The 19,378-nt window shown below is 30.7% G+C and carries 22 protein-coding genes, 3 tRNA genes and 1 other annotated feature; of the genes, 24 read left to right on the top strand and 1 reads right to left on the bottom strand.

Going from position 1 to position 19,378, the window contains the following annotated elements:
• Positions 1 to 29 precede the first annotated feature (29 nt).
• The 7 genes from KM800_RS07060 (at position 30) to disA (ending at position 7,575) form a co-directional block, all read left to right on the top strand.
• A tRNA-Asn gene (locus KM800_RS07060) sits at positions 30 to 104 on the top strand.
• Between the two features lie 354 nt (positions 105 to 458).
• A complete protein-coding gene (locus tag KM800_RS07055; protein WP_217812461.1) occupies positions 459 to 926 on the top strand; it encodes a CtsR family transcriptional regulator in 468 nt (155 codons plus the stop codon).
• 52 nt (positions 927 to 978) lie between these two features.
• Positions 979 to 1,512 (top strand): UvrB/UvrC motif-containing protein, encoded by a 534-nt coding sequence (locus tag KM800_RS07050; RefSeq protein ID WP_217812460.1) that lies wholly within the window; start codon positions 979 to 981, stop codon positions 1,510 to 1,512.
• Positions 1,513 to 1,515: 3 nt separating this feature from the next.
• A complete protein-coding gene (locus KM800_RS07045) occupies positions 1,516 to 2,559 on the top strand; it encodes a protein arginine kinase (RefSeq protein WP_217812459.1) in 1,044 nt (347 codons plus the stop codon).
• 20 nt (positions 2,560 to 2,579) lie between these two features.
• Positions 2,580 to 5,018 carry an ATP-dependent Clp protease ATP-binding subunit gene (locus KM800_RS07040; RefSeq protein WP_217812458.1) on the top strand — a complete coding sequence of 813 codons (2,439 nt, stop codon included), beginning with the start codon at positions 2,580 to 2,582 and terminating at the stop codon, positions 5,016 to 5,018.
• Positions 5,019 to 5,118: 100 nt separating this feature from the next.
• Positions 5,119 to 6,486 (top strand): DNA repair protein RadA, encoded by a 1,368-nt coding sequence (gene radA, locus KM800_RS07035; RefSeq protein WP_217812457.1) that lies wholly within the window; start codon positions 5,119 to 5,121, stop codon positions 6,484 to 6,486.
• A gap of 15 nt (positions 6,487 to 6,501) precedes the next feature.
• Positions 6,502 to 7,575, top strand: a complete 1,074-nt coding sequence (gene disA / locus KM800_RS07030; protein ID WP_217812456.1) for a DNA integrity scanning diadenylate cyclase DisA — start codon at positions 6,502 to 6,504, stop codon at positions 7,573 to 7,575.
• Positions 7,576 to 7,599: 24 nt separating this feature from the next.
• Here disA and KM800_RS07025 read toward each other — a convergent pair whose 3' ends face one another.
• Positions 7,600 to 8,004: a DUF1573 domain-containing protein gene (locus tag KM800_RS07025; RefSeq protein WP_217812455.1), complete on the bottom strand. Its 405-nt coding sequence runs from the start codon at positions 8,002 to 8,004 to the stop codon at positions 7,600 to 7,602.
• 270 nt (positions 8,005 to 8,274) lie between these two features.
• Here KM800_RS07025 and KM800_RS07020 point away from each other — a divergent pair, with 270 nt between their 5' ends.
• The 17 genes from KM800_RS07020 (at position 8,275) to rplL (ending at position 19,237) form a co-directional block, all read left to right on the top strand.
• Complete coding sequence (locus KM800_RS07020) at positions 8,275 to 9,381, top strand: PIN/TRAM domain-containing protein (protein WP_217812454.1); 1,107 nt, start codon at positions 8,275 to 8,277, stop codon at positions 9,379 to 9,381.
• Position 9,382: 1 nt separating this feature from the next.
• A complete protein-coding gene (gene ispD / locus KM800_RS07015; protein WP_217812453.1) occupies positions 9,383 to 10,084 on the top strand; it encodes a 2-C-methyl-D-erythritol 4-phosphate cytidylyltransferase in 702 nt (233 codons plus the stop codon).
• 165 nt (positions 10,085 to 10,249) lie between these two features.
• Complete coding sequence (gene cysS, locus KM800_RS07010) at positions 10,250 to 11,647, top strand: cysteine--tRNA ligase (RefSeq protein ID WP_217812452.1); 1,398 nt, start codon at positions 10,250 to 10,252, stop codon at positions 11,645 to 11,647.
• Positions 11,648 to 12,085 (top strand): Mini-ribonuclease 3, encoded by a 438-nt coding sequence (locus KM800_RS07005; protein ID WP_217812451.1) that lies wholly within the window; start codon positions 11,648 to 11,650, stop codon positions 12,083 to 12,085.
• Positions 12,082 to 12,870 (top strand): 23S rRNA (guanosine(2251)-2'-O)-methyltransferase RlmB, encoded by a 789-nt coding sequence (gene rlmB, locus KM800_RS07000; RefSeq protein WP_217812450.1) that lies wholly within the window; start codon positions 12,082 to 12,084, stop codon positions 12,868 to 12,870. The genes KM800_RS07005 and rlmB overlap by 4 nt, the downstream gene beginning before the upstream one ends.
• Positions 12,867 to 13,379 carry an NYN domain-containing protein gene (locus tag KM800_RS06995; RefSeq protein ID WP_217812449.1) on the top strand — a complete coding sequence of 171 codons (513 nt, stop codon included), beginning with the start codon at positions 12,867 to 12,869 and terminating at the stop codon, positions 13,377 to 13,379. Before rlmB ends, KM800_RS06995 begins: the two co-directional genes overlap by 4 nt.
• 44 nt (positions 13,380 to 13,423) lie before the next feature.
• The gene (sigH, locus tag KM800_RS06990) at positions 13,424 to 14,095 is read left to right on the top strand and encodes an RNA polymerase sporulation sigma factor SigH (protein ID WP_419195459.1); all 672 of its coding nucleotides are present in this window, start codon (positions 13,424 to 13,426) and stop codon (positions 14,093 to 14,095) included.
• Between the two features lie 82 nt (positions 14,096 to 14,177).
• Positions 14,178 to 14,252, top strand: a tRNA-Gly gene (locus KM800_RS06985).
• Between the two features lie 8 nt (positions 14,253 to 14,260).
• Positions 14,261 to 14,336: transfer RNA gene (locus KM800_RS06980), tRNA-Thr, on the top strand.
• A gap of 79 nt (positions 14,337 to 14,415) precedes the next feature.
• Positions 14,416 to 15,609 carry an elongation factor Tu gene (tuf, locus tag KM800_RS06975; RefSeq protein ID WP_217812437.1) on the top strand — a complete coding sequence of 398 codons (1,194 nt, stop codon included), beginning with the start codon at positions 14,416 to 14,418 and terminating at the stop codon, positions 15,607 to 15,609.
• 256 nt (positions 15,610 to 15,865) lie between these two features.
• A complete protein-coding gene (gene rpmG / locus KM800_RS06970) occupies positions 15,866 to 16,015 on the top strand; it encodes a 50S ribosomal protein L33 (RefSeq protein ID WP_017752376.1) in 150 nt (49 codons plus the stop codon).
• Positions 16,016 to 16,055: 40 nt separating this feature from the next.
• Complete coding sequence (secE, locus tag KM800_RS06965; protein ID WP_217812447.1) at positions 16,056 to 16,286, top strand: preprotein translocase subunit SecE; 231 nt, start codon at positions 16,056 to 16,058, stop codon at positions 16,284 to 16,286.
• Between the two features lie 47 nt (positions 16,287 to 16,333).
• Positions 16,334 to 16,855 carry a transcription termination/antitermination protein NusG gene (gene nusG / locus KM800_RS06960; RefSeq protein WP_017752378.1) on the top strand — a complete coding sequence of 174 codons (522 nt, stop codon included), beginning with the start codon at positions 16,334 to 16,336 and terminating at the stop codon, positions 16,853 to 16,855.
• Between the two features lie 68 nt (positions 16,856 to 16,923).
• The gene (gene rplK, locus KM800_RS06955) at positions 16,924 to 17,349 is read left to right on the top strand and encodes a 50S ribosomal protein L11 (protein WP_217812446.1); all 426 of its coding nucleotides are present in this window, start codon (positions 16,924 to 16,926) and stop codon (positions 17,347 to 17,349) included.
• A 54-nt stretch (positions 17,350 to 17,403) separates the two neighbouring features.
• Positions 17,404 to 18,093, top strand: a complete 690-nt coding sequence (gene rplA, locus KM800_RS06950) for a 50S ribosomal protein L1 (RefSeq protein ID WP_217812445.1) — start codon at positions 17,404 to 17,406, stop codon at positions 18,091 to 18,093.
• A 20-nt stretch (positions 18,094 to 18,113) separates the two neighbouring features.
• Positions 18,114 to 18,243, top strand: a sequence feature (ribosomal protein L10 leader region).
• A gap of 87 nt (positions 18,244 to 18,330) precedes the next feature.
• Entirely contained in the window at positions 18,331 to 18,834 is a 504-nt protein-coding gene (gene rplJ, locus KM800_RS06945; RefSeq protein ID WP_217812444.1) for a 50S ribosomal protein L10, read from the top strand.
• 34 nt (positions 18,835 to 18,868) lie between these two features.
• Positions 18,869 to 19,237 carry a 50S ribosomal protein L7/L12 gene (rplL, locus tag KM800_RS06940; protein ID WP_217812443.1) on the top strand — a complete coding sequence of 123 codons (369 nt, stop codon included), beginning with the start codon at positions 18,869 to 18,871 and terminating at the stop codon, positions 19,235 to 19,237.
• Positions 19,238 to 19,378 lie beyond the last annotated feature (141 nt).

The following is a 19,378-nucleotide window of genomic DNA, read 5'->3' as shown; positions in this document are numbered from 1 at the left end:
CAGGGTAGGTAGTTGCCAGGTAAAAATGTTCCGTGGTAGCTCAATGGTTGAGCATTCGGCTGTTAACCGAAGGGTTGGAGGTTCGAGCCCTCTCCACGGAGCCATTTTATTTTATAAGATTTTTAAATAGATTTTAATATAAGTGTAAATTAAATTTTAAAGTTTAATTTACACTATTTTTTATGCATAAATTTAATTTACAGGAAATCTTATATATTATATAATCACAAAGGATTTTTTACACAAATATAGAATATAATATATAAGTATAATCGTATAATTAGAACACATGTTATATATTAAGTAATTAGCTGAAAAAGAATGTATAATCAATATATTTTCACTAAAAACTATAATTTAATAAAATACAAGGCTTGAATAAAAAAACATATAATAATATTATTTAATTAAGGTCAGAAAAGGTCAAATAATATTTATACGGTTAAGAGGGTGGTATATTGGCAAGATTGTCTGATGTAATAGAGGAATTCATAAAAGAGATGCTGGAAAGCAGTAAAGAACCTAAATTACAAATTGGAAGAAATGAATTAGCTAGCCATTTCAGTTGTGCACCTTCTCAAATAAATTATGTATTAACTACAAGATTTACTATTGACAAAGGTTATTATATAGAAAGTAAAAGAGGCGGCGGTGGCTGCATAATAATAAAAAGAGTGGCTTGCAATTCAAATAAAAATTTACTGAATATTATAATTGAAAAAATTGGCAATAATATAACATATAATTCAGCCATTCAAATTATAGATGGATTATTTGAAGCTGATATTATAACAGAAAGAGAAGGTAATATATTAAAAGCAGTTATAAATGATAGAACTTTTAATGAATCTGTAGAAGATAAAAATAGACTTAGAGCCTATATACTTAAGTCAGCTATATTTGTAATTTTTAATGAAATTGATTAATTATAATTTAAAATTTTACACAAATACTATTACGGAAATATGAGGTGAGAATATGGTATGTGATATATGTAAAAAAAATGAAGCAACTGTCCATATAACTAAAATTGTCAATGGTGTTAAACAAGAAATTAATTTATGCGAAAAATGTGCTATGGAAAATGGAGAATTGAGCTTTGCACCTCAAATAGATTTTGTATCTCCTTTTAGTTTCCAAAATATTTTAAGTGGAATTATGGATTATGTTAATAATACAGATGAAACTTTACAAAATCCGGATATAAGCTGTAAAAATTGTAATACTACTTATGCAGAATTTAAAAAAACCGGTCTTGTAGGATGTAGTGATTGCTATAAAAATTTTTCCAATATAATCCACCCAGTAATTAAAAGAGTTCAGGCAAATTTGGATCATACGGGAAAAGTACCTATAAGAATTGGAAAGGATATTATTAAAAAAAGAAATACAATAAAGTTAAAAGAAGATCTTCAAAAAGCTATAGCACTTGAAGAGTATGAAAAGGCTGCTCAAATAAGAGATAAAATAAAAGAAATCCAGGATGATAATCAAAATGATAGGAGGAAATAAGAAATGAAGAATTGGATAACTACATCTGATATTAATGATAAAGATTTAGTTATAAGCAGCAGAATAAGATTGGCAAGGAATTTAACTAAAATTCCATTTCCCCATAAGCTTAATGAAGAACAGAGTAAAGAAATAATAAAACGTGTAGAAGATGCCTTTTATAGTTGTGATATAAATAAAGAAGAATTTACTACAAATTATATGTGGCAAAAAAGTGAACTTGAAAGAGAAATATTTTTGGAAAGGCATATAATAAGCAAAAATTTAATTGAAAATAGTAGTAAATCTTCATTTATATTAGATAAAGATGAAACGTTGAGTGTAATGATAAATGAGGAAGATCATGTAAGAATTCAATGTATAACTGCAGGATTAAATCTGGAAGAAGTATATAAACAAAGTGATAAAGTAGATAATATGTTGGAAAAAAACTTAGACTATGCTTTTGATGAAAAATTAGGATATCTGACCGCATGTCCTACAAACTTGGGAACTGGTCTTAGAGCATCTGTCATGTTGCATCTTCCAGCAATATCATTGAATAATGAGATGAATGGACTTTTAAATGCGGTATCTCAAGTAGGAATGACAGTTAGGGGTTTATATGGAGAAGGCTCCAAAGCATTAGGTAACATATATCAAATTTCAAATCAAGTAACTTTGGGACGTAGTGAAGAAGAAATAATCAGTAACTTAAGAGTTTTAGTAAATCAAATAATTAATGAAGAAAAGTTAGCAAGAGATAAACTTATGAAGGGATCAAAGTATGAATTGGAAGATAGAATGTATAGATCTCTTGGAATTTTAAAATCTGCCATACTTTTAAGTACAAATGAGAGCTTAAAACTTTTATCTTATGTAAGATTAGCAGTAGAAATGGGAATAATTAAAGATGTAAATAAGAGTTTGTTGAATAGTATTTTAGTTGAAATGCAACCTGCTAATATACAAAACAAATGTAATAAGGCTTTATCAAGCACAGAAAGAGATATTAATAGAGCTAAATTTATAAGAGAAAAATTGACTTCAAGTAATACAGCTAAATAAAAAAGGAGGGTGAATGTACTATGATGTTTGGAAGATTTACAGAAAGAGCACAAAAGGTTATAATATACGCACAAGAGGAAGCACAATCACTTAAGCATGGATATGTTGGAACAGAACATATTTTACTTGGAATACTGAGGGAAGATGGAATAGCTAAAACTCTTTTAAATGATTCTAATATTACTGCAGAAAATGTAAGAGCTCTTATAGAAGAATATGAAGGTAAGGGAGAAATAGAATTATATAACAATGAGATACCACTTACACCAAGAACTAAACGATTATTGGAATTAAGTTTGTTTGAAGCTAGAAATTTAAATCATAATTATATAAGCCCTGAACACATATTACTTGCACTTATAAGAGAAGCTGAAGGAGTAGCATTTACTATTTTAAATAATTTAGGTGCAGATTTTAATAAGCTTAGGAAAGAGTTAGTCAATTCTCTATCTGGTGAACAATCGTCTAATTCAAACAATCCAAAGAAAGTTAGTGGTGAACCTACTCCAACTTTAGATCAGTTTGGGCGTGACTTAACTGATATGGCCAAAGAGGGAAAATTAGATCCTGTAATTGGAAGAGAAAAAGAGACTCAGAGGGTTCTTGAAATATTGAGTAGGAGAACTAAAAATAATCCTTGCTTAATAGGAGATCCTGGAGTTGGTAAGACTGCTATAGCTGAAGGATTAGCTGAAAAAATCGTAGCTTCAAATATTCCAGAATTATTAAGAGATAAAAGAGTAGTGACTTTAGATCTTTCTTCGATGATTGCAGGTTCAAAGTATAGAGGAGAATTTGAAGAAAGACTCAAAAAGGTAATGGAAGAGATAAGAAAATCCGGGAATGTAATATTGTTTATAGATGAAATTCATACTATAATTGGTGCTGGTGCAGCTGAAGGAGCAATTGATGCATCTAACATATTGAAACCAGCTCTAGCGAGAGGCGAAATACAATGCATAGGAGCTACTACTATAGATGAATATAGAAAATATATAGAAAAAGATTCTGCGTTAGAAAGAAGATTCCAACCTATAATGGTGGGAGAACCTACTAAGAAAGAAGCAGTATTAATACTTAAGGGACTTAGAGATAAATACGAAGCACATCATAGAGTAAAAATAACAGATGAGGCAATTTATGCAGCAGTGAATATGTCAGATAGATATATTACAGATAGATATTTGCCGGATAAAGCTATAGATCTTATTGATGAGGCATGTGCAAAACTCAGAATACAGAATTTAATTGCACCACCAGATGTTAAGAAGATTGAAGGCGATCTTGAGAAGATAACTAAGGAGAAAGAAGATTCTATAAGAGTCCAGGATTTTGAAAAGGCAGCTAAATTGAGAGATAAAGAAAAAACATTAAAAGATAAACTTCAAGGTATGAAGACAAATTGGAAAACTGAAAAAGAAGTATCCAATTTAAATGTTACAGAAGATCATATAGCATCAGTTGTATCTCAATGGACTAATATACCAGTTAAAAAATTAACAGAAAAAGAATCAGAAAGGCTTCTTAAATTGGAAGATATACTCCATAAAAGAGTTATAGGTCAAGAGGAAGCTGTAAAAGCTATATCTAGAGCAGTAAGAAGAGCAAGAGTGGGATTGAAGGATCCTAAAAGACCTATTGGTTCATTTATATTTTTAGGACCTACAGGTGTAGGAAAAACTGAACTTTCTAAAGCTTTGGCAGAAGCTATGTTTGGCGATGAAAATAATATGATAAGAGTTGATATGTCTGAATATATGGAGAAACATACTGTATCAAGACTTGTTGGTTCACCTCCAGGATATGTTGGGTATGATGAGGGAGGACAACTTACTGAAAAAGTAAGACGAAATCCATATTCCGTAGTATTATTCGATGAAATAGAGAAAGCTCATCCGGAAATATTTAATATACTTCTTCAAATACTTGAGGATGGAAGGTTAACAGATGGAAAAGGTAAGACAGTAAATTTTAAAAATACAATAATAATAATGACATCAAATGTAGGAGCATCTACTATAAAGAAACAAAAATATATGGGATTCTCACTTGATGATGAAGATACCAGTAAAACTGACTATGATAATATGAAAGAAAATATAATGGAAGAGCTTAAAAATTCTTTTAGACCAGAATTTTTAAATAGAATAGATGACATTATAGTATTTAGAAAACTTCGAAAAGAAGATTTAAATGAAATAGTAAGACTTATGCTTAATGAAGTTTCTACAAGATTAGAAAGTCAAGGTATACAAATAGGTTTTACAGAAGAGGCGGAGAATTCATTGGCCAAAGAGGGGTTTGATATGAATTATGGTGCTAGACCTCTTAGAAGAATTATCACAAAAACTGTTGAAGATAAACTTTCTGAAGAGATGCTTAAAGGAAATGTAAAAAAAGGAGATAAAGTAGAAGTAAGTGAAAATGAAGGAAAACTTGAATTTAATAAAGTAAATTAGTAAAAATGCCCTGTACCTATATTGAGTATGGGGCGTATTTACTAATATATCATAAAGCTAAAATTTAAGGTATAATTAGTTTTGTATAAGAGGTGATTAAGTGCCAAAAATTAAGACTATATTTGTATGTCAAAATTGTGGATATGAATCACTAAAATGGATGGGAAAATGTCCTAATTGTAGTGAATGGAATACTATGGTTGAAGAAACTAAAATTTCAAATAAAAAGAATGATGTAAAAAGAGTATCTGTTATTAGTAATAATAATGAACCGAGAAATATTAATAAAATAAAATCTGGTGAATATGAAAGATATAATACTGGAATAAATGAATTGAATAGAGTATTAGGCTCTGGAATAGTAAGAGGATCGCTTACACTTATATCTGGAGCTCCAGGAATAGGAAAATCTACTCTTCTTCTTCAGACAGCCAACAATATAGCAAAAAAGTATGGTAAAGTGCTTTATGTTTCAGGAGAAGAATCTGAAGAACAAATAAAAATGAGGGGAGACAGATTAGGATTGTTATCTGACAATCTTTATGTAATTTCTGAGACCGATTTGAGTAAAATAGAATCTCATATAGAAAATAGTAATTCCATTTTTGTAATAATAGATTCAATACAAACACTATTTAAAGATACTGTTGGTTCAGCACCGGGAAGTGTATCTCAGGTTAGAGAGTGTGCCAATGACATTATGCGTATAGGAAAGACAAAAAATATATCATTTTTTATAGTAGCTCATATTACTAAGCAGGGTGAGCTAGCAGGTCCTAGAGTACTTGAACACATGGTAGATACGGTTCTCTCATTTGAGGGTGAAAGAACGGAAGAGTTTAGAATATTAAGAACAGTTAAAAATAGATTTGGAACTACAAGTGAAATTGGAGTATTTGAGATGAGGCAAAAAGGTCTTTTCGAAATATTAAATCCTTCTCAAGTATTTTTAGAAGATACTAATTTTCAAAAAGAAGGTTCAATAGTTATAGGTGTAATGGAAGGAACAAGACCTATACTTATAGAGATTCAGGCACTTGCCAGTAGAACTAAAGCTGTTATGCCGAGAAGAACTGCTGTTGGAGTGGATAATTCCAGATTGAATTTAATTTTGGCAGTATTGGAGAAAAAATTAAGAATACCATTTTACAATTGTGATGTTTATGTAAATGTTGTTGGTGGGCTTGAAATAGAAGGAACCTTTGGAGATCTAGGTCTTGCACTCTCACTTGTATCAAGTGTAAAATCTTTGGAAACAAAATTAAAAAATTTATTAGTAATAGGAGAAATTGGACTTACAGGAGAGATACGCCCAGTATCATTTTGTGATAGAATTGTAAGTGAGGGCAAAAAAATGGGATTCAAAAATATGTTGATACCTATTAGAAATAAAGGGAAGATAAAAGATAATGATATAAATATTATTGGTGTATCATCACTTAAGGAAGCATTAAATAAAGTTTTTTGATTTAGGGTGATAATTTTGAGAATAGAAAAAAATAGAGAATTAAAAAGTATACTTAAACTTTTAGCTCCTGGTACCCAGCTTAGAGAGGGCCTTGAGAATATACTCAGAGCAAAAACTGGAGGATTATTGTTACTTGGAGATAGTGAACAAATATTAAAATTGGTGGATGGAGGTTTTACAATAAATGCAGATTATAGTCCATCATATGTTTATGAACTTGCGAAGATGGATGGATCTATAGTTTTAAGCAGTGATCTAAAAAAAATATTATGTGCAAACGCTCAATTAATTCCAGATTCTAGTATTGCAACTTTTGAAACTGGAACTAGGCATAGAACTGCAGATAGAGTAGCTAAACAAACAGGATCTATAGTCATTGCAATTTCTCAAAGAAGAAATATTATAACTGTATATAAGGGATATATAAAATATGTTTTAAGAGATAGTAGTGTAATATTAAGTAAGGCTAATCAGGCACTTCAAACTCTTGAAAGATATGTACTTGTCCTTGAAAGAGTTGTAAACAACTTAAATATACTAGAATTTCAGGATCTAGTTACTTTGTTTGATGTAATGACATCTATTCAAAGAACTGAGATGGTAATGAGAATAGTTTCTGAAATTGAAATATACATATGTGAACTTGGAAATGAAGGTAGACTTATATCAATGCAGCTAAATGAGCTAATAAAGAATATTGAAGAAGATGGAATATGGATGATAAGGGACTACTGTCAAAAAGACATTGATTATAGTGAAATTTACAAGCAAATACAGGGAATGACACAAGATGAACTCTTAAATCTTGATTGTATTTCTAGAACTTTGGGATATACAGGGGTTCCACTTGTAGATACATTGATTTCATCTAGAGGGTATAGGATATTAAATAAAATACCTAGAATACCAACTAATGTAATAGAAAATTTGGTGAAGAATTTTAGGGAATTAAAAGGTGTTATGGAAGCTTCTTATGAAGAATTAGATAATGTAGAAGGAATAGGTGAGGCTAGGGCAAGAGCTATAAAAAATGGTCTTAGAAGGTTGAGAGAGCAGATATTGGTTGATGATAATTTAAGCACAAAATAATCATATATTATTTTGTGCTAAAGTTTATCTAAAGGAATATTTACCTAGTGTATTTATTTTATCATATTCCCTTAGTAATATATCATATACGTTTAAATTTAGAGTATTACAAAGAGAAGCTAAATAAAATAAATTATTGCCGATTTCATTTTCTATAATTTCTCTACAATTAGGACATAATTTACCATCTACGTGGCTTTTTAAGCAATTTCTTAATTGACTCATATCTATATAGTCTTTTTCTGATGGCAAATTCTGTTTTTCAGCACAAATTTTTATGCATCCACAATCTGTTACTGATTTAGCTATAGCCCTATTTATTCTCCCATTAGATTCTTGAAGTTTTGTTATTATATCTAAAATACTTGTATGTCTTAGCAAGGATTCATTCACTGCATTTTGAAAATCGTCAAAGATTATATCTTTCATTAGCTTCAACTCCTTATTTGTAATTAGAATATTTTATAGGTTAACATACTTTTGATAATTTTGCCAATGAAGTGTATTGAACTTTTCATAAGTATATAATAAATCAATAACCATATTATTAACAGGGGGATTATTAGCAATAATGAAAAACATTAATCAATTAATAAATTTTAGTAAATAATTTATAAGTTTATTGAAAAAAATATTTTATTAATATATATTTAATATTGAAACAGATAATCATTAAAAATTAAAGGGGAGGTGAGTCTATTGTTAAAAAAAATATTAAGAGGACTTTTTACAATAATAGGCTTAATACTTGGATATTCAATAGGTAGAGGAATGATTAGCAGTCATTACTTTCAAGAATCAAAGTATTTTAATAATGGATCTATAACTGTAGTGTTATTTTTAATTGTAACAACTATAATTTTTGGAATTATATTATTTTTAATATCACCATGGATTAATTTACTTATAACGAAAATTATGGACTATATTGAAAAAAGTTTACAGAAACTTCCGGCTGCCGAAATACTGGTGGGATTTTTGGGAGCTTTGCTTGGACTACTAATATCTGCAATATTTGTTAATATACTAAAGGAAATACCGGTAGTAGGTACAGTAATAGCTGTAGTTGTAGCTATTCTTATGGCAGCATTAGGTGGAAATTTGGCCATAAGAAAAAAGGAAGAATTAATAAATATGTTTAGTAATATTTCAGTGAGAAGACCTCAGGGTGGTAAGGAGAAAAAAGTTAAAAATGTACATAGTGAAGTAAGCCCTAAAGTGTTAGATACATCTGTTATAATTGATGGAAGAATATTTGACATTTGCCAAACTGGATTTGTAGAAGGTCCTTTGGTAATTCCTAATTTTGTATTAGCTGAACTTAGACATATAGCAGATTCTTCAGATGATTTGAAGAGAACTAGGGGAAGAAGAGGATTGGATGTATTAAATAAAATACAAAAGGAACTAAATATAGATGTTCAAATATATGAGAAAGATTTTCCTAACGTTAAGGAAGTGGACATCAAGCTCTTAAAATTGTCTCAAGTATTAAATGGTAAGGTTGTAACTAATGATTATAATTTAAATAAAGTAGCGGAATTTCAGGGAGTGCCGGTACTTAATATAAATGAACTTGCAAATGCAGTAAAGCCTGTGGTTCTTCCTGGAGAAGAAATGAAGGTTCAAATAATTAAGGATGGAAAAGAATCTGGTCAGGGAATTGCCTATCTTGATGATGGAACCATGATAGTTATTGAAGGTGGAAAAAGGAGCATAGGACAAGAAAAAGAAGTAATTGTAACTTCTGTATTACAGACAGCAGCTGGAAGAATGATATTTGCAAAACAAAAAGAGGAGTTTTAATATGGAAGGAAACTATGCTATTATATTAGCAGCAGGTAAGGGAAAGAGAATGAATTGCAATATAAATAAGCAGTTTATTAAAATAGAAAATAAGCCTGTGCTGTATTATTCTATTGATACATTTTCAAAAAATCAACTAATTGATGGAATTATACTTGTTTGTGCAAAAGATGAAATTGAATATTGTAGACATGAGGTAGTTGAAAGGTATAACTTTACTAAAGTTTTGGATATAGTAGAAGGTGGAGTTGAACGTCAAGACTCAGTTTTAAATGCTCTTGGATCATTAAAAAAATATAAATGCAGTATAGTGTTGATCCATGATGGTGCAAGGCCATTTGTGACTAACAGGATAATAAATGATGGAATAAAATATTGTAAAATTCATAATGCATGTTCTTGTGGTGTAAAGCCAAAGGATACTATAAAAATCAAGAATAAAGAGGGGTTTTCTATAGATACGGTCAACAGGGAAAATACTGTGTTAGTTCAGACACCTCAATGTTTTAATTATAAAATCATATTAGATTGTCACGAAAAAATTTTACAACAGCACATAAGGGTAACAGATGATACTGCAGTAGTGGAGCATTGTGGCAATAAAGTTTTTTTGTATGCTGGTAGTTATGATAATATAAAGATAACGACTCCCGAAGATTTACAATTATCAAGTAGAATAGTTAATAATTTAAAAAATAATTAATTTAAGTTCCTTGCTATTGTTTATATGGTAAGGAACTTAAATTAATTAAAAGATATAATATACCTTATATAGAATCTGATAATATGGTAGAATAATTAATAATTGTATAAAAATTAGAGACATGAGGACATAATTAATAATAGACTAATTAGGAGGATAATATTTATGAAAATTTATAATACAATGTCTAGAAAAAAAGAAGAATTTGTACCATTGGTTCCAGGAAAAGTTAGTATGTATGTATGTGGACCTACAGTATATAATTTTTTTCATATAGGTAATGCAAGAACTTTTGTAGTATTCGATACAATAAGAAGATATTTTGAATATAGAGGATTTCATGTCAAATACATACAAAATTTTACTGATATTGATGATAAAATGATAAGAAAAGCTAATGATGAGAATACTACAGTGGAGAAATTAGGTGATAGGTTTATCGAAGAATACTATAAGGATGCTGATTCATTAGATATAGAACGTGCTACAACCAATCCAAGGGCAACAGCATATATAAATCAAATAATTTCATTTGTAGAAGATTTAGTTACTAGAGGATATGCTTATGAGATAGATGGAGATGTGTATTTTAGAACAAAAAAATTTAATAAGTATGGAAAACTTTCAGGACAAAATATTGAGGATCTTCAAGCTGGATCAAGAATAGATGTGGATAAGAGAAAAGAAGATCCTATGGATTTTGCTGTATGGAAAAGTCAAAAACCAGGTGAACCTGCATGGAAAAGCCCATGGGGCATGGGAAGGCCAGGATGGCATATAGAATGTTCATGTATGGCATATAATTTACTCGGTGAAACTATAGATATCCATGGAGGCGGATCTGATTTAATATTTCCACATCATGAAAATGAAATTGCACAAAGTGAGAGTAGAACAGGAAAACCATTTGCAAATTACTGGATGCATTCAGCATTTGTAAATGTAAATAATCAAAAGATGTCAAAGTCTCTTAACAATTTTTTTACTGTAAGAGAATTGCTTGAGAAATATGAGCCTGATGTAATAAGAATGTTTATGCTATCAGGACATTATAGAACTCAAATAAATTTTAGCATTGAATTATTAGACTCTACAAAATCTGCTTTAGATAGATTACATAATGCTATTGCAAATTTAGAAAGCTTTCAAGAACAGTCTAGAATTAGTAATTTTACTGAAGATGAGAGAAGTTATATAGATAAGTTAAATATATATAAAGACAAGTATATAGATAAGATGGATGATGATTTCAATACAGCTGATGCTATATCAATTATATTTGATCTAATAAAAGATATAAATATAAATATCAGCAATCAATCTTCAAAAGAACTTATAAAATATTGTCTTGATCTTATAAAAGAGCTTGGGAAACCATTGGGAATATTACAAAAATCCAGGCATGAAAATATTGAAGATAATATAGAAAGATTGATAGAGAAAAGACAACAGGCAAGGCAGGATAAAAATTGGAAATTAGCAGATGAAATAAGAGATCAATTACAAACAGAGGGCATAGCACTTGAAGATACGTCACAGGGAGTGAGATGGAAGAGAATATAAATGGAGAATTCTTTATTTAAGGGTAAATTTGATAAAAAAGATGTAAGAAATATTAATCCTCTTGTTCTAGCTTTTATTGGAGATGCAGTATATGAGGTATTTATAAGAACATATCTTGTAGATAAAAATAGGGATATGTCTGTGCATAAACTTCATGTAAAAGCTATTGAATTTGTTAAGGCACATTCACAGAGTGAACTTATAAAGATATTATATAATGAACTTTCAGAGGAAGAAATGTATTTTTTTAAGAGAGGAAGAAATGCAAAGTCAGGAACAGTGCCAAAGAATGCTAATGTACAAGAATATAGATTTGCTACTGGATTTGAAGCGTTAATTGGATATTTATACTTGATAGAAGAAACAGATAGGTTGGATGCTATATTAAACAACATAGTGTCAATAAAAGAGAAAGGAGCTGAAGATTACAAAATATGAGATATAAACAGAGTTCTATTCAAGATGATGAAAACTTGAGAGAGGATATAGTAGAAGGTAGAAATGCAGTTATTGAAGTATTAAAGTCAGACAAAACTGTAGATCAAATTTTTGTGGCAAATGGAGCTACTACTGGATCTATAAATGTAGTATTAGCTCTTGCAAAAGAGAAGAAAGTTGCTGTTAAAAGAGTAGATAGAAAAAAGTTAGATCAAATATCATATACGGGTTCACATCAAGGAGTAATAGCTAAAGTAACTCCTTATAAATATTGTGAATTAGAAGATATAGTAGATTATGCAAGGAAGAAATCTGAAAAGACATTTATAATAATATTAGATGAAATAGAAGATCCTCATAATTTTGGATCAATAATTAGAACTGCAGAAATATGTGGAGCACATGGTATAGTTATTGCTAAAAGAAAGAATGTAGGTATAACACCTGTAGTATATAAATCATCTGCAGGAGCCGTAGAACATATGAAAATATGTAAAGTGTCAAATTTAAATTTTGCTATAGACAAACTAAAAAAAATGGGCATATGGATATATGGTGCAGATATGAACGGAGAAGACTATTGTTTTAATGCAGATTTTAATGGTGATTTAGCTCTTATAATAGGCAGTGAGGGAAAAGGTATCTCTAAATTAACCAAAAGCAAATGCGATGTTTTGGTAAAGATACCAATGATGGGAAATATAACATCATTAAATGCCTCAGTAGCAGGAGGCATATTGATGTATGAAATCTTAAGGCAAAAATTGAAGGAATACAAAAATTGAGAAATATTTTTGTAGATGGATATAATGTTATTAATAGCTGGCCTGTTTTAAAAGAGACTAAGGATTATAGTTTTGAATCTGCAAGACAACATTTAATAGAATTACTAATAAATTATGCTTCATTTAAAGAATACAGGATATTTATAGTTTTTGATGCTCAAAAAGTTGTGGGCAGTATTGAAAAAGAAGAAAAGCTTAGCAATCACGTAACTATAGTATTTACTAAAGAAGGACAAACAGCAGATGCATATATTGAGAAAACTGTAAATAATATAGGACGCAGAAATGAAGTATTTGTAGTTACCTCAGATCGATTGGAGCAGCAGCTTGTTTTTCAAAGAGGAGCAGTGAGAATGTCTTCTATGGAATTTTACAATGAAGTTAAGTCTATAAAGAAAGGAATTAGTAATAAAATTCAAGCAAATTATTCAGATCAAAAACATACATTAGAAGATCGAATAGATAAGAATATTTTAGATAAACTTGAAAAAATTAGAAGAAGCCATTAAAATGTGTTGACTACAAATTTGTTTCTAATGTATAATTAATGTATATGGTTTATATTTGTTTTGGAGGGGATACGTTGGAAAATAGGGGTTATATTAGTAAAGAAATTTCCTCCTTTAGAGAAATGCATGATGAAGAAGTTGTGATTCAAGCTAAAGAAGGAAATAGAAGAGCTCAAGAATATTTAATTAATAAATATGAAAACTTTGTTAAATCAAAGGCAAAATCATATTTCTTAATCGGTGCAGACAAAGAGGATATATATCAAGAAGGCATGATTGGATTATATAAAGCTATAAGAGATTTTAGGGCAGATAAGTTGTCATCTTTTAAAGCCTTTGCTGAATTATGTGTAACAAGACAGATAATAACAGCTATAAAGACAGCTACAAGACAGAAGCATATTCCACTGAATACATATGTTTCGTTAAACAAACCTATATATGATGAGGAATCTGATAGAACGCTACTTGATGTTTTATCTGAAGCAAAAGTAGCAGATCCTGAGGAACTCATAATAAGTAGAGAAGAATTAAACCATATACAGAATGAAATAGGGGAAGTACTTTCTAATTTAGAGATGGAAGTTCTCATGTCATATTTAGATGGAAAGTCATATCAAGAAATAGCCTGCGATTTAGATAGACATGCTAAATCTATAGATAATGCACTTCAAAGGGTTAAAAGAAAATTAGAAAAATGTTTAAGCAATAAATAAAATTTATATTGACAAAGAATTATAGATGTATTAAAATTGATAATCGGTATACAACTTTTGATATTAGTTAGGCTAGCTATTAGCGGGAGTAGTTCAGCGGTAGAACACCAGCTTCCCAAGCTGGTTGTCGCGGGTTCAATTCCCGTCTCCCGCTCCAATTAGATTGCCCATGTAGCTCAGTTGGCAGAGCGTCACCTTGGTAAGGTGGAGGTCACCAGTTCAATCCTGGTCATGGGCTCCATAGAATGGATATGTAAAATACAACACACCAGGATGAGTTTACTTAATTATATAATGTGAATTTAAGGAGGAAGAAAGAAATGTCAAAAGAGAAATTTGAGAGAACAAAACCACATGTAAATATAGGAACAATAGGACACGTAGATCACGGTAAGACAACATTAACGGCAGCAATAACAATGGTGTTAGCAAAAGAGGGAAAAGCATCAGCAACAAGATATGATGAAATAGATAAAGCACCAGAGGAGAAAGAAAGAGGAATAACAATAAATACAGCTCACGTAGAGTATGAGACAGACAAGAGACATTATGCTCATGTAGATTGTCCAGGACATGCAGATTATGTAAAGAACATGATAACAGGAGCAGCACAGATGGATGGAGCAATACTAGTAGTAAGTGCAGCCGATGGTCCAATGCCACAGACAAGAGAACATATATTGCTAGCAAGCAGAGTAGGAGTACAGTATATAGTAGTATTCTTAAACAAGTCAGATCAGGTAGATGATCCAGAATTAATTGAATTAGTAGAAATGGAAGTAAGAGAGTTGTTGAATGAGTATGGATTTCCAGGAGATGACATTCCAATAATAGTAGGAAGTGCATTAAAAGCAGTAGAAAATCCAGATGATCCAGAAGCAACAAAATGCATACACGAATTAATGGATGCAGTAGATGAATATATACCAACACCAGAAAGACCAGTAGATAAACCATTTTTGATGCCAGTAGAAGATATATTCACAATAACAGGAAGAGGAACAGTTGCAACAGGAAGAGTAGAAACAGGAGTACTGAAAGTAGGAGACGAATTAGAAATAGTAGGATTGAGCGAAGAGAATAAGAAGACAGTATGTACAGGAGTAGAAATGTTCAGAAAGCTTCTTGATCAGGCAATGGCAGGAGATAATATTGGAGCATTGTTAAGAGGAATACAGAGAGAAGAAATAGAAAGAGGCCAGGTACTAGCACAACCAGGAACAGTACATCCACATAAGAAGTTTGTAGGTCAGGTATATGTGCTTAAGAAAGAAGAAGGCGGAAGACATACACCATTTTTCAATGGATACAGACCACAGTTTTATTTCAGAACAACAGATGTAACAGGATCAATAGCACTGCCAGAAGGAACAGAAATGGTAATGCCAGGAGATCATATAGATATGAACGTAGAATTAATAACACCAGTAGCAATGCATGAAGGATTAAGATTTGCAATAAGAGAAGGCGGAAGAACTGTTGGCTCAGGAGTAGTTACTTCTATTGTTAAATAATTTGTTTTTATAACAGAAGAACTAAATTTTAAATTTAGTTCTTCTCAAAATTTTAAATTTGAGTAATTTAATATACATTGACATAAAAACTAACCTGTGATAAAGTATATTGGTAATACTTAAGTTTAATAGAGTTTGATTACATAATTTATGTTTAAAATATCAATAATAATATAATGAGAATTTTGTTAGTAAAATTTTGTAATAGTGGATTGAATATTCACTTGCATTAGCTATATCAGGAGGTGTGATAATAGTGAGAGTAAAGGTAACACTAGCATGTACAGAATGTAAGCAGAGAAATTATACCACAGTAAAAAATAAAAAAAATAATGCAGATAGACTGGAAATGAAGAAATATTGTCCATTTTGTCATAAACATACACTTCATAAGGAAACAAAATAATATAATATAGGTAATAATATAGTTCAAGGATGTGAATATCATGGCTTCAAGCAATGATACTAGAAAATCAAACAGAAGTTCAATGTCAGATACTGGATTTTTCAACTTTTTTAAAGATTTAGTCGGCGAATTCAAGAGAATAACCTGGGCATCTAAAAAGGATATAAAGAAAGCTTCTATATCAGTTATTGGATTTTGTATTGTGTATGTTGTTATTGTTGGATTATTGGACTTTGGTTTTAATTTCATAGTTCAAAATATGTTGAAATAATAAAAAGAGGGAGGTAAGGGTCGAAAGTTAATTTCGTCCTTCAGATTATGGCAGATAAAGCTAGATGGTATGTAGTTCATACATATTCTGGTTATGAGAATAAGGTTAAAGCTAACCTTGAAAAAACCATAGAAAATAGAAACCTCTATGAATGGATAGATGATGTTCAAGTTCCTATGGAAGAACAGGTTGAAATTAAAGATGGTAAAAAAAAGGTGACCCTTAAAAAAGTTTTCCCAGGATATGTTTTAATACACATGATGATGAGTGATGATTCTTGGTATGTGGTTAGAAATACTAGAGGAGTTACAGGTTTCGTTGGGCCTGGATCTAAGCCCGTTCCACTTACAGATGAAGAAGTTAAAACTATGGGTATAAGTGAAAAACCTGTAAACATAGATATATCAGTAGGAGAAAATGTAAAAGTTAAATCTGGACCTCTTGAAAATTTTTCAGCTGTTATTCAAGAAATTAATACTGAAAGAAAGAAAATTAAAGCATTAGTTAACATGTTTGGCAGGGAAACTCCTGTTGAACTTGATTTTAATCAAATAGAAAAATTAGATTAATTAAAATTTAGAAAGTCATAATTGAGTGGAAAGACAAAAGTCTAATACCACATATAGGAGGTGTATTTATGGCTAAGAAAGTAGTTGGAATGATTAAACTTCAACTTCCCGCAGGAAAAGCAAGCCCAGCACCACCAGTTGGACCAGCACTTGGACAACACGGTGTAAATATTATGGGATTCTGTAAAGAATTTAATGCAAAAACTAACAAACAAGCAGGACTGGTAATTCCAGTAGTAATTACTGTATATCAGGATAGATCTTTTAGTTTCATACTAAAGACTCCACCAGCAGCAGTATTACTTAAGAAAGCAGCAGGAATTAAAAGTGGATCTGGTGTACCAAACAAGACTAAAGTTGCTAAGGTTACTAAAGCTCAAGTAAAAGAAATAGCAGAAACAAAAATGCCAGATTTAAACGCTGCATCTGTTGAAACTGCTATGAAAATGATAGCAGGAACTGCAAGAAGTATGGGAATAACTGTAGAAGATTAATGAACCAAAAAAGTGGGAGGCATAGCCGTAATTACCACAGAGGAGGATATTTAAATGGGAAAAAATTATGTTGAAAGTTTAAAACTTATCGACAAGGATACAATGTATTCACCTAAAGAAGCAATAGATATTGTTTTAAAAACAGCAAAGGCTAAATTTGATGAAACCATAGAACTTTCAATAAAACTTGGAGTTGATCCAAGACATGCAGATCAGCAGGTTAGAGGAGCAGTAGTTCTTCCAAACGGAACTGGTAAAAAAGTAAGAGTTTTAGTATTTGCTAAAGGTGTCAAAGTTGATGAAGCAAAAAATGCAGGAGCAGATTTTGCTGGATCAGAAGAATATGTTGAAAAGATTCAAAAAGAAAATTGGTTTGATTTTGACGTAGTAGTTGCCACCCCAGATATGATGGGTGTTGTTGGTAGACTAGGTAGAATTTTAGGACCTAAGGGATTAATGCCAAATCCGAAGTCTGGTACAGTAACTTTTGATGTTGAAAAGGCTATAAAAGAAATAAAAGCAGGTAAAGTTGAGTATAGAGTTGATAAAACTTCTATAATTCATGTACCAATAGGAAAGAAATCTTTTGAATCAGAAAAATTATTGAGCAATTTTCATGCTCTTTTAGATGCTATTGTAAAGGCAAAGCCATCAGCATCAAAAGGTCAGTATTTAAAATCCGTAGTAATATCAAGTACTATGGGACCTGGAATTAAAATAAATTCGGGTAAGGTTTTAGATTAGCATCGATTAAATTAAAACATATAAATAAGTAAAATATTCCATAGACAGTAGGTGCAAAAGCATAACAGTTGAACTAACCTACCGAGGATTCCAATATAAGAAAGTAATTGGTCTCTCTTTGTCTATGAGGAGACCTTTAATTTTTATATGAGTCAGTTTAATATCATATAACATTAAACTGGAAGATATATTAAAAGATATATAAATGCAGTTTAGCTGTAAGGAGGTGTATACACCATGTCAAAAAGCATAGATGAGAAAAAGGCAGATGTTGAAGAAATCAAGGGAAAAATGCAAAAATCTCAAGGAATTATTTTTTCTAAATATCAAGGATTGACAGTTGAGGAAGATACGGAACTTAGAAAAAATTTGAGAGAAGCAGGTGTGGAATACAAGATTTATAAGAATACATTATCTAGATTAGCTGCAAAAGAACTAGGATTTGATGATGCAGAAAAAATTCTCAAAGGACCTATTTCAATTGCATTCGGATATGATGATCCAACTGCCCCAGCAAGAATACTTAACAACTACGCAAAGGATCATAAAGTACTAGAGTTACAGGGTGGAATTGTAGACGGAGAATTGTTTGATGTTGATAAGATTAAACAACTTGCTACAATACCACCAAAAGAAGTTCTTATTGGAAAATTGCTTGGAAGTCTCCAGGCTCCAGTATCAAACTTTGTTTATGTATTAGATGCAATATCAAGAAAAAAAGAAGAATCACAGGAAGCTTAATTTTTGAGGAAAGAAAATTCGGAGGTGTATATTAATGAATAAAGAAGAAATTATTCAAGCTGTAAAAGATATGAGCGTTTTGGAATTAAATGAATTAGTAAAAGCATGTGAAGAGGAATTTGGCGTAAGTGCTGCTCCAGTAGCAGTAGCAGGCGCAGGTGCACAGGGAGCTGGAGCAGCAACAGAAGAAAAGACTGAATTTGATGTAATCTTAAAAGATACAGGATCACAGAAAATAAAAGTTATAAAGGCAGTTAGAGAAGCAACTGGCTTAGGATTAAAAGATGCTAAGGCATTAGTTGATGGAGCTCCTAAGACATTAAAAGAAGCTGTTTCAAAAGATGACGCAGAAGCTCTTAAAGCTAAATTTGAAGAAGTTGGAGCTACTTTAGAATTAAAGTAGTAATTAAATAATTATAAAAGGTAATTATAATTTATATGGGAGAGGCACTTTAAATAATAAAGTGCCTCTTTTAATTTAAAAGCTTTAGCAGTAATAGTATATTTATAATTTAAAAAAATATTGACAAATCAATAATATTAT

The sequence above is a fragment of the Clostridium tyrobutyricum genome, assembly GCF_019144085.1.
GTDB classification, from domain to species: domain Bacteria; phylum Bacillota; class Clostridia; order Clostridiales; family Clostridiaceae; genus Clostridium_B; species Clostridium_B tyrobutyricum_A.
This window is presented reverse-complemented; position numbering and strand designations above follow the sequence as displayed.

What these genes read in the sequence shown, in the direction of transcription:
- KM800_RS07050 (WP_217812460.1), top strand. Translation starts at nt 979, where the DNA reads ATGGTATGTGATATATGTAAAAAAAATGAAGCAACTGTCCATATAACT.
- KM800_RS07045 (WP_217812459.1), top strand. Translation starts at nt 1,516, where the DNA reads ATGAAGAATTGGATAACTACATCTGATATTAATGATAAAGATTTAGTT.
- KM800_RS07040 (WP_217812458.1), top strand. Translation starts at nt 2,580, where the DNA reads ATGATGTTTGGAAGATTTACAGAAAGAGCACAAAAGGTTATAATATAC.
- KM800_RS07025 (WP_217812455.1), bottom strand. Translation starts at nt 8,004, where the DNA reads ATGAAAGATATAATCTTTGACGATTTTCAAAATGCAGTGAATGAATCC.
- ispD (WP_217812453.1), top strand. Translation starts at nt 9,383, where the DNA reads ATGGAAGGAAACTATGCTATTATATTAGCAGCAGGTAAGGGAAAGAGA.
- cysS (WP_217812452.1), top strand. Translation starts at nt 10,250, where the DNA reads ATGAAAATTTATAATACAATGTCTAGAAAAAAAGAAGAATTTGTACCA.
- KM800_RS07005 (WP_217812451.1), top strand. Translation starts at nt 11,648, where the DNA reads ATGGAGAATTCTTTATTTAAGGGTAAATTTGATAAAAAAGATGTAAGA.
- rlmB (WP_217812450.1), top strand. Translation starts at nt 12,082, where the DNA reads ATGAGATATAAACAGAGTTCTATTCAAGATGATGAAAACTTGAGAGAG.
- sigH (WP_419195459.1), top strand. Translation starts at nt 13,424, where the DNA reads ATGGTTTATATTTGTTTTGGAGGGGATACGTTGGAAAATAGGGGTTAT.
- tuf (WP_217812437.1), top strand. Translation starts at nt 14,416, where the DNA reads ATGTCAAAAGAGAAATTTGAGAGAACAAAACCACATGTAAATATAGGA.
- secE (WP_217812447.1), top strand. Translation starts at nt 16,056, where the DNA reads ATGGCTTCAAGCAATGATACTAGAAAATCAAACAGAAGTTCAATGTCA.
- nusG (WP_017752378.1), top strand. Translation starts at nt 16,334, where the DNA reads ATGGCAGATAAAGCTAGATGGTATGTAGTTCATACATATTCTGGTTAT.
- rplK (WP_217812446.1), top strand. Translation starts at nt 16,924, where the DNA reads ATGGCTAAGAAAGTAGTTGGAATGATTAAACTTCAACTTCCCGCAGGA.
- rplA (WP_217812445.1), top strand. Translation starts at nt 17,404, where the DNA reads ATGGGAAAAAATTATGTTGAAAGTTTAAAACTTATCGACAAGGATACA.
- rplJ (WP_217812444.1), top strand. Translation starts at nt 18,331, where the DNA reads ATGTCAAAAAGCATAGATGAGAAAAAGGCAGATGTTGAAGAAATCAAG.
- rplL (WP_217812443.1), top strand. Translation starts at nt 18,869, where the DNA reads ATGAATAAAGAAGAAATTATTCAAGCTGTAAAAGATATGAGCGTTTTG.